The sequence below is a fragment of the Ulvibacter litoralis genome (genome assembly GCF_900102055.1).
Taxonomy (GTDB): Bacteria; Bacteroidota; Bacteroidia; order Flavobacteriales; family Flavobacteriaceae; genus Ulvibacter; species Ulvibacter litoralis.
The window spans coordinates 263,435-277,656 of record NZ_FNBA01000002.1; the positions used below are offsets into that span (position 1 = coordinate 263,435).

Below are 14,222 nucleotides of genomic sequence, written 5' to 3' on the forward strand. Positions count from 1 at the left end.
CAATGTTATCCTAGAACTTTAATTCTTAAATCTTGTATACAATTTCTATTTCTCGTTTTCAGTGTCCCCAACGGAATTTTAAGCGCTTCAGCGGCATCAACTTGGGTGTATCCCTTAAAAAAGAGGAGGTCAATAATTTTAACACAAGCTGGTTTTAGTGCGTCAACAAACTTTTTAATTCCAATTGCGTTTGTTTTCTGATTTAAGGTATCACTTCCAGATAGTATATCTACGAAATTAGAGGTACTTAGGTTTTTTTTAGAGTTCTTATAAGCTTTAGACCGAACACTATCAATGGAAGCGTTTCGTGCAATATTGAGAACCCAAGTAAAAAAACGTCCTTTTTCTATGTTGTAAGATTTTGAGTTGTTCCAAACTTTTACAAAAACATCTTGCAAAACTTCTTCAGCTACATCTTGGTCTTGAACAATAGTATAAATTACTCCTAGAATTGCTTCAGAATAGAGAGAGTAAATTTTTGAGAATGCTTTTTCACTTCCATTTTGCATTTCCAGTAGTAATGAATTGGGTTGTTCCATGTGGTGTTCAATTTTATGCTAATATACTTATAATATTGATGTCAATATAAAAGTCTGATTAAAGTTTGCCCAAGATTCTTGAACAATATTATGGCGTATATGGCAGAGTATAGTTGTTTTCTTTTAAAAAAAAGGCATGTTGTATAATTACCATATAGGATAACTAGATTATTAATTACTTATCGAATTATTAGTATTTTAAACAATATATCGCTGTTTATTCCTTATTTTTGAGGATAGTACTATATAAAAACACTTTTTTTAATTTAACAACTTAACTATGAAAAAAATTACATGGGGTTTACTCTTGGGTCTTCTCACGGTATTCTCGACTCAAGTCACCGCACAGGACTTGTCGCAATCAATTAATCAGGAATTATCACAACTTTTACAAAAAAGTGAGTTATTGCCACAAGATACTCAGTGGGAAATGACGAGCCAAACAAAAAGTAGTGCAACAAATGTACAACATGCCTACTACCGTCAGACTATAAATGGTATTCAAATATTTGGTACTGAGTCGGGTCTTCACTTACTAGCTAACGGAAACGTTTTAGCTTCAGACAACAATTTTATTAATAAAACGGCAGATAAAGCAATAGGATCTTCTGCGCCAAGTTTAAGTGCTGTTGAGGCAGTTCAAGCTGTAGCAAATCAATTACACTATGCGATTACAGAACCAATTTCTGTAGTTCAGCCTGCTACAGGTGCTAGCATGGAAACGAAACTTAGTGAAGGTGGAATTTCTTTAAGTCCAATTCCAGCTAAATTACTTTACTATCTAAATGACGCCAACAAGTTAGAGTTAGTATGGGAACTTTCTATTCAGGAAGTAAGCCAACAAAACTGGTGGAATGTACGTGTAAGTGCAACTACAGGTGATATTTTAGATAAGAATAATTATATGGTTAGCTGTGCGATGAGCCATGATCATAGTGAAGATGTTGCTGAATTAAATTATAACAAAAATTTATTTGACATTCCTAATTACAAAGAGATTTCTTCGGAAAGCGCTATGGGATGTACTGAGTGTTATGAGGTAATTGCTATCCCAGCTGAAAGTCCTTATTACGGACCAAGAACAATTGAAACAAACCCAGCACACCCAACATACTCTCCATTTGGATGGCATGATACTGATGGTGTAGCAGGAGCTGAGTTTACGGTTACTCGTGGTAACAATGTTAATGCTTATGAAGACGGAAACAATCCAGGATTTCAACCAGATGGTGGAGCAACTTTAAATTTTACTGGTTTTCCTTTTGATCAAGTATATACCAATGCAAATCAATACGAATCAGCAGCAATTAGTAACCTTTTCTACTGGAATAATATCTTTCATGATATTTTAGCTATTTATGGGTTCGACGAAGAAAACGGAAACTTCCAAGAAATGAATTACTCAGGACTTGGGGCAGGAAGTGATTCTGTAAACGCAGAAGCGCAAGATGGTTCAGGAACTTGTAATGCAAACTTTGGAACACCACCAGATGGAAGCAACCCACAAATGCAAATGTATATTTGTGGTGATAAAGATGGAGATTTTGACAATTTAGTTATTACACACGAATATGGACATGGTGTTTCAAATAGATTAACAGGAGGACCAAGTAATACAAGTTGTTTAGGTAACTCTGAGCAAATGGGTGAAGGTTGGAGTGATTTCTACGGAATCTTATTAACTATCGAAGCAGGTGATTCTGGTGCAGACTCTAGAGGAGTAGGAACTTACCTTTTAGGTGAAGGTGCTGGTGGTCCAGGAATTAGAGATTATCCTTATAGTACAGATTTTACAATCGATCCTCAAACATACGATTATATTAAAACAGCTGCTGTTCCTCATGGAGTAGGTTCTGTTTGGGCAACGACTTTATGGGAAATGACTTGGGCTCTTATCGATGAGCACGGATTAGGTTCTGATATTTATGACTTTACAGGAGATGCTACTCAAGATGGCGGAAATGTAATGGCCTTTGCTTTAGTTACTGAAGGTTTAAAATTACAACCTTGTAGCCCTGGATTTATTGATGGTAGAGATGCAATTATCGCTGCAGATCAAGCTATTTACGGAGGTGTAAACGAATGTCTTCTTTGGGAAGCATTTGCAAGAAGAGGGTTAGGTTATAGCGCAACACAAGGTTCTTCTGGAAGTAGAAGTGACGGTGTTGAGGCTTTTGATATGCCAGCTACTAATATTGATACAGCCGAAGAAGTTTGTGTTGGTCAAGGATTACAAACTTTAGGTGGTGGTACTCCATCTGGAGGGATTTATTCAGGTACAGGTGTAACTGACGACGGAAACGGTCTTACTTATACTTTTGATCCTGCAGCAGCAGGTATTGGAGTTCATACTATTAGTTATGATGCTACAAGTTTATGTGGTACTTCTATCGCAACTGACGAAATTGAAGTTACAGACGATGTACCAGAAATTTTATGTCAAGATGTTACGTTAGAGTTAGATGCTAACGGAGAAGCTGTTCTTGAAATGGGAGATGTAGTAACTAACCTAGAGCCAGGAGCTTTAGTAGTAGATCAAACGGGTACGTTTGCACCCATTGATATCTCTTCAGGGACGGTAGTAACTTTAGGAGATGATGCAGTATCAAATGCATTAGCAGTAGGATTTGATTTTAATTTCTACGGAATTAATTACTCTACTTTTTACATCTCATCTAATGGATTCTTAACATTTAGTGGTTCTAATGGAAGTGGATGTTGTACAGGTGGAATTTTACCAGATGCTAGTGATGAAAATAATTTAATCGCTTTTGCGTGGGAAGATTTAAACCCATCTGCATCTCCAGGGAGTGCTATTAAATACCAAACAGTTGGTACTGCTCCAGATCGTAAATTAATTGTTGAGTTTAATGGGGTTGTATTTTATGGAACATCAAATGCGATAAACACACAAGTTCATTTATTTGAAGGTTCTAACCGTATTGAAATTCACAGTACTTCAATTCCTGCTGATGGAAGTGTAACACAAGGAATCGAAAATATTGATGGTTCTATGGCACTTGCCGTTCCAGGAAGAAACTCTCAAACTTGGAGTGTTACAAATGATTATGTAGCATTTTATTACTCTCCAGGTGGGCCATCAGACAACTGTGGTTCTGAAACAACTATTGATATAAGTCAAACACTATTTACTTGTGATGACTTTGGAGCAAATACAGTTACAGTTACTATTACAGATGCGAATGGTAATACTGCTTCTTGTACTCCAACAGTTACCATTACAGATCCTTTAGAAGTTTGTGATTTAGGTGTAAACGATAATGCGTTTAATCAAAACTTAAGTTTATTCCCTAATCCAACAAACGGACAAATTACATTAGCAAATAGAAGTAATTTCGATATTACCTCTGTTACTATTACTGATGTAAATGGAAGAATTGTTAAGGTCTTAGATGTAGACAATGCAACAAACGAGACTACGTTCTCTGTTTCTAGTTTAGCACAAGGAATGTACTTTGTACAAATTGAAGCTGAAAATGCTAGTGTTGTAAAAAGAATTGTAAAAGAATAATATATATTCTAATTATCGTTTTTTAAATACTAAACCCCGCCTTTGTAAAAAGGCGGGGTTTTTAATGAATACTATTTTTGGTATTGTATTTGTATAACTTATAATATCAAAATGAAACATAAAGTAAATTTCGAATAACCCCTTGATTTCCCTAAAAAGAAACATTTTGATTTTGTTCAAATAAAAAACCCTCTAAGGAAACTTAGAGGGTTTTTTAGTATTAGATAGAAATATTAAAACAATATAGATCTTAATTAAACCTTTGGAGAATCGTGTAGTCAAAGTAAATTATAAAAACATAAGCTTTAAAAATGCGAATAGGTCTCTCTCTAATAATTTTCTTTTTTACAATAAATTATGGACTAGTAATTAAAAACTATGATATAGTGCCAGAATCTAATCTCTCAGTTAATGAAGAGATCCCAATCTATGATTTTAGTTCTTTAGAGCCTCTTTTGCATACAGAATCGGAAAATATTCATATAGTTAACTTTTGGGCTATGTGGTGCGCTCCATGTGTTAAAGAGCTTCCTATAATTCAAGAATATGAAAAGAACCATCCAAATGTAGAAGTACTATTAGTGAGCCTTGATTTTCCTAAAGATATTGAAACAAAGTTAAAACCCTTTTTAAAGAAAAAAGGAATCACTTCAAAAGTAGTATTACTAGACGACCCAGATGCAAATAGTTGGATTGACAAAATTGACCCTAACTGGTCTGGAGCAATACCTTTTACAATCGTATTTAATAATGAAAAACGTTCGTTTCATGAACGTGCATTTAAAGATATTCAAGATTTAGAACGTGAAATTAATAGAACAATTAATAACAAATAACAATGAAAAAAAGCAGTGTATTATTAACAACCATTCTTCTAGTAAGCAGTTTCTTTATAACTGTAAATGCAAATGCTCAAGAGCGAAAAGGGCCACCTTCAAATGGCGTACATAAAGGACCTCCTAAAGGTGGGCATAATCCTGAACAAACAAAAACTTTAGAGGAAATAGGCGGGTATAAAATTGGAGATGTAGCCACAGATTTTAAGCTTCAAAATGTAGATGGCAACCTTTTCTCATTGTCCGATATTGAAGGAGCAAAAGGATTTATTGTAGTCTTTACTTGTAACGAATGTCCTTTCGCTAAAATGTATGAAGATCGATTAATTACACTTCATAATGAATATGCGCCTAAAGGATATTCAGTAGTGGCCATCAACCCAAATGTTAGTGAAAATAATGAAAAAGAAAGTTTTGAGGCAATGCAAAATAGGGCTAAAGAAAAGCAATTTACATTTCCTTATTTAGCCGATATAGATCATGACATATTCCCGAAATATGGAGCCGTACGAACGCCACATGTATTTTTATTAGACAAAGAATTAAAAGTTCAATACATAGGTACTATCGATGATAATGCAAGATCTTCTGAAGATGTAAAAGTCAAATATGTTGAAAATGCTATCCAGTCCTTAGAAAATGGAGAAAAACCAAATCCAAATTTCACCAAGGCTATTGGTTGTCCAGTAAAAGCTATTTAATTGCTTAGAGTGTAAGTTCCATTAAATATAAGTGTAGAAAAATTAAAAGCCCTACTTCAAAGTAATTTGAAGTAGGGCTTTTACGTAGTAAAAGAGAGTTGCTATTGAATAATTCCTCCACAACTTACTCTTCCACCAGCATCACCTGTAGGTTGAGTTACAAAGTCATCTACACCTTGATGTACAATGATAGCTTTTCCAAGTACATCTTTTTTCTCATCTCCGCAACCTATACACCATTCATCAGTTTGCATAGAGATGCTACCTTCGCCATTTTCATCAGCATTAAAGTTACCGATATCTCCTTTGTGATATCCTTGCGACGATCCCCACTTTCCATGTTGTTCATGGGTTGGATTCCAGTGTCCTCCAGTCGATTTTCCATCTGGAGAAGAGCAATCAGCTTTTTCATGAATGTGGATTGCATGTGTCCCTGGTGTAAGTCCCGATAGTTTTACTTCAAATTTTACAACACCATCAACTTCTCTAAATTCTCCTTTTCCTGAAGCAGTACTTCCACTTTTAGATTCTAATGCAAATGATACAATTTTAGCTTCAGTTTTTTCAACTTTAACATCCTCCTTCATCATTTCCTGAGTCGTTTCTTTGTCCATTTCAGCATCTGCTTTCTTTCCTTTACAACTAGAAAGGGCTACTAAAGCAATTACTGCTATTGATAATCCTATTTTTTTCATGTTTTTGGTTTTTGTGTTATTAAATTAAATACAAGGTACGATAGTTTATGATGGACATAAAAATATTAAGAAATATTTATAGTTCAATGGCACTTAATTCGACCGTGTTTTCAATGTTGTTAGGGTCTAATTGGTATTGATATATACCTTCCGAACCAACTGCTATTAATAGATTTTCTCGTATAATAACATCGAATGCCAAACGATTGATGTTATGTACAAGTACAGAATTTTCCGGATCTGAAATATCAAAAACTTTGATTTCATCATCACAAACAAATAAATAATTGCCATAAAAGCCCAATCCTTTTGGAAATACAAGTTCCCGAACACTAATAAGCGATGGATTTAAAACATCACTTATATCATAGATTTCCAGTTGATTTACAGAAGTTCCACAACCTAAATCCGACCATAACGTAACAAATGCGTGTGTTTCATTCGCCACAACAGGATCACACGAGGTAAAATGTTGCACATCTGAAAGGTATTCAGGAAACTCTGGATTTTCAATACTGTAAATAAACATACCATTTTGAGACCCAATGTAGAGATAGTCCCCAAAACCAAATAAGGTTTCAATATTGAATCCAATGGGTACTGAATTTACCTGAACAGGATCGGCAGCTGTTGAAATATTAAATACGGTAAGATCATTTTCGTCAACGGTATACAAATAATCTCCATAAATGGCGAAAATGGCAAGTGAGCCTCCTTGTCCGTCCATGGAGTTACTATCCATGGCACTTTCATTAGTTCCGTCGTTCGTACAACTGTATCCTAATAATGCGATTCCTAGTATGTAAAGTATCTTTTTCATTAGGGTTGTGGAGTTAAAATCCAATGAACAACAATCTCTTCTTCATTCGTAAAATGGTAGAAACCGTCAGGTGATCGTAGGGTTGGAAAAACATTTCGAATGCGCTTAGAAACTGTAAAACCAGAACTTTCGTTGTCATAGCTTATCGCAATTAAATCTACTGCCTGATTAATATAATACACACCATCACGAACCGAAATATCTGTCGCTCCAGGCGATTTTATAAAATTAAGAGGAATCGGATTTGAAGGGTCACTATTCAAAATCACATGGAAACCTTCATGCTTTTCATTCACAAAAAGTAAAGTTCCGAAAGCATAAATTTTCCCTGTATTTACAATAGGTCGAGCGGGGAGGAGCGCTACACTTTCCTCAAATTCGGTTCTATTCATAACAACAGGAGTATATTCCGTTTCAATGAAAAGAGGGTCTCCAATGTCGTCATCATTACAGTCGCCCAAATAACAACACCCTTGAAGGCTAGCAAACGTTACTAGTAGAATAAGGAGTATTTGTATGCGTTTCATTGTGGTTTATATTTACATCGAAAGTATAAAATAATCTTCAATCAAATGTATGATCATTATAAAGTTATGAGCAATGCCATATCTTCAGAAAACAATTAAAAAGTCTTCGTATTTTTAAAAGGTGAAAGTTCAATTTTTTCTAGCGTTAATCTATACTGCGTCCATTCCGAAGCAAAAAAATCATTTGTTTTTACAATGGCTTCATTAAAAGCATCTTCAGCTTGTTTTTGTAAAATAGTTTCCGTTTGCGTAAGTCCATTGGGACGACTCGTACTGTATTGTCCTGCCGTTCGTAAGCGTTGTAAAACTGTTACTTCAGCATTTCGAGTAATCCCTTGCCGTTTGTCTTCTTTTCCTATATAAAGTGCGATGACACCATCGATGTTTTTAATGATCTCTTTGCCCAATTTAAGTTCTTCTTTATATTTTATCTTATCCTCTTTTGTTAATTTTTTATTGAATTCCTCCACCGTGTTTTTACTTTCTACCAATTGCGCAACAGCATCTGCAACCGTCTGTGCCATTTTTTCTAGCTTTTTGGATGCGTTATAGCTGTCATCAATTGCTTTTTTCGATACCTGTAGTCTAGGATCGCTCTTAACTTCTATTTTATTTTTAGAAACAACCCCATTGTGTTCAATACTAACTTGATAGGTTCCTGGTTTTACAGGAGTTCCTCTAGGTTCATTTTTACGCTCTCTAATTTTCCGTGAAGGTCTGTCGACACCTGCTTCCTCCATGTTCCATCGCCATTTGTAAATTCCTGTGCTATCTGGAGCCTTCTTTTTTAAGGTTCTAATCAGTCGAGTTCCGTCATAAATTTTTAAGTAGATAGAATCTTTACTTGCTGTATCTTTTTCTTCGGAAACATCCGTGTCGTCTTCACTTTCTGGCTCCGTTTCATCTTCAGAATTCGTTTTAGGGGTCGCTTTTTTCTGAAAGTAATACGAAAGCGCTGCACCATAGCCTCTGTTTTCTCCATTGAAAATTGCATCGGCACCAAATCGACTTCCTGTGGGTTGCTGGTAAGCCGCTTGATAGGCCGTTGGAGGATCGAACAATTGCATGTCTGAAGCCAATACACTTTTATTCTTAGCAATGGCTCTTAGAGGTCTAATATCGTCCAAAACCCATGCTGCACGCCCAAACGTACCGATGACCAAATCATGTTCTCTCGGGTGTATCACCAAATCTTTTACCGAAACTGTTGGGAAGCCATGCGTCCATTTTTTCCAAGAAGTCCCTGCATTTATAGAGACATACAATCCATCATCAGTCCCTAAAAAAAGCAAGTTTTTTTCAATAGGATCTTCTACGATACACAAGGCGAAACTTAAGGCATCTCCTTCCTTAACAATTCGAGTCCAAGTTTTTCCATAGTTCGTTGTTCGATAGGCGTAGGGTGTATAATTAAATCGTCGGTAATCATTGGCAACGAGTAAAGCTTCTCCTTTGTTTTTGTTCGAAGCTTTTATTTGTACTATCCAACTTCCGCTAGGCAACCCTTTTAAATTATTTGAAACATCTATCCATGTTGTCCCTCCATTTTGAGTATAATGTACCTTCCCATCATCAGTTCCAGCCCAAAGCATATTTTGCTCTACAGGAGATGGTTCTAACACTAAAATAGTGGTATGATTTTCAGCTCCCGTAGCATCTAATGTCAAACCACCACTCTCACTTTGTTTTTGTTTTTCAGGATCATTTGTGGTTAAGTCGGGAGAGATAACTTTCCATGTGAGCCCTTTATCTAAACTTTTGTGCACGTATTGACTTCCGAAGTAAATCGTATGACTACTAAAAGGATCAATATTTATCGCAGCGTTCCAATTAAAACGCAATTTTACGTTGGGATCGGGGTGCGTAGGTCGTACGGTATAATTATTCCCTGTGAGGTAATCAAACCTGCTTACATAGCCTTGCTGACTCATACTCCAGCCATATCGACTGTCGTCAGGGTCTGAAATAACATCAAATCCATCTCCAAACGAGATTTCTTGCCAGTAATCATTCCGAATTCCTTGACTTTTCCAAACATATGCTGGGCCACGCCAGCTTCCGTTGTCTTGCATGCCTCCATAAACGTTGTATGGAAAGTCATTATCTACATTGATATGGTAAAATTGCGCTACAGGAAGGTTTCCTATAAAACGCCAAGAAGCGCCACCATCGTGCGTAATATTTAAACCACCGTCATTTCCATCCATCATAAAACTTCCGTCGGTTGGATGTATCCACCACGCGTGATGATCGGGATGTACACCGTTGTCAACACCATACGCAGGCATTAGTTGGGTGAATTTTTTTCCACCATCTTCAGAAACATTCACATAGGTAAACACAGAATACACTCTATTTTCGTTTTCTGGATCTACATAAATTTCAGAATAATAAAACGGACGATTTCCAATATCATCGTTATCATTTACCTTTTTGAAGGTAAAACCACCGTCTTCAGATTTGTAAAGCGCATTCTTTTTGGCTTCTACCAACGCATACACAATATTGGGTTTACTCGCTGCAATGGCAATTCCGATACGTCCTAGTTCGCCTTTTGGCAATCCATCTGTATCAGTTCTTTGTTCCCAAGTTTCACCTCCATCATGGGTCACGAACAATCCAGAACCCTCACCACCCGATTTAAAAAACCAGGGATCGCGTTTGTGTTCCCACATTGCAACCAATAATTTGTTCGGATTTGTAGGATCCATAACCATATCGGCTACCCCAGACTTGTTGTTGGTGAATAATATTTTAGTCCACGTTTTTCCGCCGTCAATTGTTTTGAAAACCCCGCGTTCAGGATGTTCTCCCCATGGAGAGCCAATGGCTCCTGCGTATATGATGTTTGGGTTTGTAGGATCGATAATAATACGATGAATGTGTCGTGTTTTTTCAAGTCCCATCAACTCCCAGTTTTTCCCACCGTCTAACGATTTATAAATTCCATATCCGCCGTTTAAACTATTTCGTGGGTTGCCTTCTCCAGTCCCTGCCCAAATTACGGAAGGATTTGATTGCTGAATCGCCACAGCTCCAATGGATGATGTTGCTTCATTATCAAAAATAGGTCTCCATTTAATTCCGCCACTTTCCGACTTCCACAAACCTCCAGAAGCAGTTCCAACGTATATAATCTTTGGGTCTTTCGTCACGACATCAATGGCAGTAACTCGGCCAGACATTCCGCCAGGCCCTATGTTTCTCGGTTTTAAATCTTTTAAAAGATCCATTGAAATATCTTGAGAAAATAGCGTAGAAGAGATGCAGAGAAGCATCAGAAGGAGTCGTTTTTTCATGGTTTCAAAATGGAATTAATTAAAAATTAGTTGTGAATTTTTAAAGTTACTAAAATGTTTCAGAAGGCAATTCATAAATGGATGTTAACTACTCTAGAAATACATTTAAAATGTAGTAATTTTAGAGTATGAAGAAGAAAACTGGACGTACGGGCTTTGTTTTTACAAAACACACCCCAAAAGAGCAATCTCCTTTCGAGAAACTTTTCGAAATATTTCAAGAATTGATTACACATACTTCTGGCGATTTTGATGAAGCGATCGATTGGTTACGTGAGTTGGATAAGGAATACAAACTCACTACTCCCGAATATACCATTGACGATTTTATAGAAGAACTTAAACAGAAAGGATTTATTCGTGAAGAATTTCGTCCCGACGGAAAAGGACATGGGGATGGAAAAGGTAAAAGTAGCATCACTGAAAAATTAGAAAGATCCCTTCGGAAGCGTGCTTTAGAGCAGATTTTTGGAAAGCTCAAACGTAGCGGTGCTGGAAATCACAGAACCAAACAAACGGGGCGCGGTGATGAAAAATCGGGTGAGTTTCGAGACTATCAATTTGGAGATTCCCTGTCGCATATTTCAATGACGGAAAGCCTAAAAAACGCACAAGTCAATCACGGAATCGACGGATTTTCATTAACCGAAAATGATTTGGTGGTAGAAGAAACGACCTTCAAAGCACAAATGAGTACGGTGCTTATGATCGATATTAGTCATAGTATGATTTTGTACGGAGAAGATCGCATTACGCCTGCAAAAAAAGTGGCGATGGCACTTTCCGAATTAATAACAACACGCTATCCTAAGGATACTTTAGATATTTTGGTATTTGGGAATGATGCGTGGCCTATTAAAATTAAAGATTTACCGTATTTAAATGTCGGTCCGTACCATACCAATACGGTTGCAGGATTGCAATTGGCAATGGATATGTTGCGTAGAAAGCGAAATACCAACAAACAAATATTTATGATTACCGACGGAAAACCAAGTTGCTTGCGACTTCCCGACGGCCAATACTATAAAAATAGCAACGGACTAGATCCCTATATCGTAAATAAATGCTACGATATGGCATCACAAGCTAGAAAGTTACACATTCCTATCACCACGTTTATGATTGCAAGCGATCCTTATTTACAACAATTTGTAGATAACTTTACGGAAGCAAATCAAGGAAAAGCGTTTTACACAGGTTTGCAAGGATTAGGAGAAATGATTTTTACCGACTATGAAACCAATCGGAAGAAAAGGCTTCGGTAAGCAATAAAAGAAGTATAAAATAGAGAGTATGTGACGACAATTAGCCATTGTCTTATTTATTCTGAATGAGTTCTGAAAAGAAAAACATATGAAAATTGAAAACATTAATACGTTTGGCGAATTAAAAGCCGCCGGATTTGAATACAAATCAGTTAAAGAAGAATTACGTAGAAATCTGCTTCAAAAATTGATGAAGAAGGAAACTACTTTTGAAGGAATTCACGGCTACGAATTTACAGTGATTCCTGAATTAGAACGCGCTATTCTTTCAAAACACAATATCAATTTGTTGGGATTACGCGGACAAGCAAAAACACGTTTGGCACGGCAAATGCTTCGACTTTTAGACGAATATATACCTTTAGTAGAAGGCAGTGAAATTAACGATGATCCTTTTAAACCAATTTCTAGATTTGCAAAAAATCTACTTTCAGAAAAAGGAGACGATACGCCCATTACGTGGTTGCATCGGGACGACCGTTTTTCAGAAAAATTAGCGACACCCGATGTAACAGTAGCCGATTTAATTGGAGATGTAGATCCTATAAAAGCTGCTAATTTAAAATTGACGTATGCCGACGATCGTGTGATTCACTTCGGAATGATTCCGCGAGCGAATCGATGTATTTTCGTAATTAATGAATTACCCGATTTACAAGCAAGAATTCAAGTTGCCTTGTTTAATATTTTACAAGAAGGCGATGTTCAAATTCGTGGATTTAGCATGCGATTACCGTTGGATATTCAATTTGTATTTACTGCAAATCCTGAAGACTACACGAATCGTGGAAGTATTGTAACACCATTAAAAGATCGTATTGGGTCTCAAATTTTAACGCATTATCCTGAAAATTTAGAAATTGCCCGTACCATTACGCAGCAAGAAACAATGGAAGCTGCTTCAGAAAAAAAGCATGTCTATGTTCCAGAGTTGGCAAAAGATATTATAGAACAAATTAGTTTTGAAGCACGTGAGAGTGAGTTTATCGATGCTAAAAGTGGGGTAAGTGCACGTTTAAGTATTACTGCTTTTCAGAATTTATTAAGCACAGCAGAACGTCGTGCGTTACAAAATGGTAATGAAAAGACGACCGTTCGTTTGGGTGATTTTATCGGGATTATTCCAGCGATTACAGGGAAAGTTGAATTGGTGTACGAAGGCGAGCAGGAGGGAGCATCTCAAGTAGCGCAGCAGTTAATTGCTGATGCAGTAAAGGTTCAGTTTTTGGAATACTTTCCGAAGATTGAAAAATTGCAAAAAGAGAATGAACCAGATCCATATACCGACCTAGTGGCTTGGTTTTTTGAAGAAAGTGGTTTTGAATTGTTAGATTCATTAACCGATACAGAATACAAAGCCGCATTGGATAGAATAGAACCCTTGGAGCGATTGTTAAAATTGTACCAACCAGATTTGGAAGCTGAAGATCGTTATTTCTATAAAGAATTTATTCTATGGGCATTGGTCGAGTTCCGAAAATTGAGCAAGTATAACTTAGGGGACGGCTTGCACTTTAAAGATGTTTACGGAAGCTACATCCAAGATTTATAAAAAAGGAAACGGTCTAAAAAGCAGTAATTTTTTAGACCGTTTTTATACTTAAAGTGTATTATAGATTTGGAATCACCAACTCTTGTCCTGGATGAATTACATCAGGATTGCTTAAAATATTTTTATTTGCTTCAAAAATCGCTTTATACTTCATAGGATCTTTGTAGTAATGTTTTGCTATTTTACTTAAAGATTCACCTCCAGCTACAGTGTGACGATGAAAAACAGACTCATCAGCCACTTTAATGTCTGCCATAATATCTGTTGGGTTTTCACCACCAACTTTTTTAATTTCGTCCCAAAGTAAGTTCTTTTCGTACGGAGTATTTGCAGTTCCCCATACTTTTAACTGTCCGCCTTCTTCTTTTACATCTCCGTTCTGAATGTTTAAATTTTCTCCTAAATCTAATACAGACTGATATTTTGCTTTAATCATTTTAATTCGTTTTATTG

Annotated in this window: 11 protein-coding genes; 5 read left to right on the forward strand and 6 right to left on the reverse strand. The window is 36.4% G+C overall.

All coding sequences use genetic code 11. The features are described from left to right. Window positions 1–5: 5 nt before the first annotated feature. On the reverse strand, window positions 6–539 hold the full coding sequence (locus BLQ00_RS07255) for an RNA polymerase sigma factor (RefSeq protein ID WP_093142520.1): 534 nt from the start codon (window positions 537–539) through the stop codon (window positions 6–8). A 280-nt stretch (window positions 540–819) separates the two neighbouring features. Between BLQ00_RS07255 and BLQ00_RS07260 the strand changes: the two genes are divergently transcribed. The 3 genes from BLQ00_RS07260 (at window position 820) to BLQ00_RS07270 (ending at window position 5,608) form a co-directional block, all read left to right on the forward strand. Continuing rightward, window positions 820–4,071, forward strand: coding sequence for a M36 family metallopeptidase (locus BLQ00_RS07260; protein WP_093142523.1), 3,252 nt, complete (start codon window positions 820–822; stop codon window positions 4,069–4,071). 311 nt (window positions 4,072–4,382) lie between these two features. Next, entirely contained in the window at window positions 4,383–4,907 is a 525-nt protein-coding gene (locus BLQ00_RS07265; RefSeq protein WP_093142525.1) for a TlpA family protein disulfide reductase, read from the forward strand. A gap of 2 nt (window positions 4,908–4,909) precedes the next feature. Then, window positions 4,910–5,608, forward strand: coding sequence for a thioredoxin family protein (locus BLQ00_RS07270; protein WP_093142527.1), 699 nt, complete (start codon window positions 4,910–4,912; stop codon window positions 5,606–5,608). A 101-nt stretch (window positions 5,609–5,709) separates the two neighbouring features. On the opposite strand, the gene BLQ00_RS07275 is transcribed toward BLQ00_RS07270, so the two are convergent. From BLQ00_RS07275 to BLQ00_RS07290, 4 genes are all read right to left on the reverse strand, one after another. Next, a complete protein-coding gene (locus BLQ00_RS07275; RefSeq protein WP_093142529.1) occupies window positions 5,710–6,303 on the reverse strand; it encodes a superoxide dismutase family protein in 594 nt (197 codons plus the stop codon). 76 nt (window positions 6,304–6,379) lie between these two features. Further along, on the reverse strand, window positions 6,380–7,123 hold the full coding sequence (locus BLQ00_RS07280; RefSeq protein ID WP_093142532.1) for an LVIVD repeat-containing protein: 744 nt from the start codon (window positions 7,121–7,123) through the stop codon (window positions 6,380–6,382). Beyond that, window positions 7,123–7,650, reverse strand: a complete 528-nt coding sequence (locus BLQ00_RS07285) for a hypothetical protein (protein WP_139149371.1) — start codon at window positions 7,648–7,650, stop codon at window positions 7,123–7,125. Before BLQ00_RS07285 ends, BLQ00_RS07280 begins: the two co-directional genes overlap by 1 nt. Before the next feature lie 95 nt (window positions 7,651–7,745). Then, entirely contained in the window at window positions 7,746–10,949 is a 3,204-nt protein-coding gene (locus tag BLQ00_RS07290; RefSeq protein WP_093142536.1) for a WD40/YVTN/BNR-like repeat-containing protein, read from the reverse strand. A 128-nt stretch (window positions 10,950–11,077) separates the two neighbouring features. Between BLQ00_RS07290 and BLQ00_RS07295 the strand changes: the two genes are divergently transcribed. Both BLQ00_RS07295 and BLQ00_RS07300 read left to right on the forward strand, forming a co-directional pair. Then, window positions 11,078–12,217 (forward strand): vWA domain-containing protein, encoded by a 1,140-nt coding sequence (locus tag BLQ00_RS07295; protein ID WP_093142538.1) that lies wholly within the window; start codon window positions 11,078–11,080, stop codon window positions 12,215–12,217. 88 nt (window positions 12,218–12,305) lie between these two features. Beyond that, window positions 12,306–13,769 (forward strand): MoxR family ATPase, encoded by a 1,464-nt coding sequence (locus tag BLQ00_RS07300; protein WP_093142541.1) that lies wholly within the window; start codon window positions 12,306–12,308, stop codon window positions 13,767–13,769. Window positions 13,770–13,827: 58 nt separating this feature from the next. On the opposite strand, the gene BLQ00_RS07305 is transcribed toward BLQ00_RS07300, so the two are convergent. Then, a complete protein-coding gene (locus BLQ00_RS07305) occupies window positions 13,828–14,205 on the reverse strand; it encodes a LysM peptidoglycan-binding domain-containing protein (protein ID WP_093142544.1) in 378 nt (125 codons plus the stop codon). Window positions 14,206–14,222: the final 17 nt, after the last annotated feature.

What these genes read in the sequence shown, in the direction of transcription:
- BLQ00_RS07255 (WP_093142520.1), bottom strand. Translation starts at nt 539, where the DNA reads ATGGAACAACCCAATTCATTACTACTGGAAATGCAAAATGGAAGTGAA.
- BLQ00_RS07260 (WP_093142523.1), top strand. Translation starts at nt 820, where the DNA reads ATGAAAAAAATTACATGGGGTTTACTCTTGGGTCTTCTCACGGTATTC.
- BLQ00_RS07265 (WP_093142525.1), top strand. Translation starts at nt 4,383, where the DNA reads ATGCGAATAGGTCTCTCTCTAATAATTTTCTTTTTTACAATAAATTAT.
- BLQ00_RS07270 (WP_093142527.1), top strand. Translation starts at nt 4,910, where the DNA reads ATGAAAAAAAGCAGTGTATTATTAACAACCATTCTTCTAGTAAGCAGT.
- BLQ00_RS07275 (WP_093142529.1), bottom strand. Translation starts at nt 6,303, where the DNA reads ATGAAAAAAATAGGATTATCAATAGCAGTAATTGCTTTAGTAGCCCTT.
- BLQ00_RS07280 (WP_093142532.1), bottom strand. Translation starts at nt 7,123, where the DNA reads ATGAAAAAGATACTTTACATACTAGGAATCGCATTATTAGGATACAGT.
- BLQ00_RS07285 (WP_139149371.1), bottom strand. Translation starts at nt 7,650, where the DNA reads ATGAAACGCATACAAATACTCCTTATTCTACTAGTAACGTTTGCTAGC.
- BLQ00_RS07290 (WP_093142536.1), bottom strand. Translation starts at nt 10,949, where the DNA reads ATGAAAAAACGACTCCTTCTGATGCTTCTCTGCATCTCTTCTACGCTA.
- BLQ00_RS07295 (WP_093142538.1), top strand. Translation starts at nt 11,078, where the DNA reads ATGAAGAAGAAAACTGGACGTACGGGCTTTGTTTTTACAAAACACACC.
- BLQ00_RS07300 (WP_093142541.1), top strand. Translation starts at nt 12,306, where the DNA reads ATGAAAATTGAAAACATTAATACGTTTGGCGAATTAAAAGCCGCCGGA.
- BLQ00_RS07305 (WP_093142544.1), bottom strand. Translation starts at nt 14,205, where the DNA reads ATGATTAAAGCAAAATATCAGTCTGTATTAGATTTAGGAGAAAATTTA.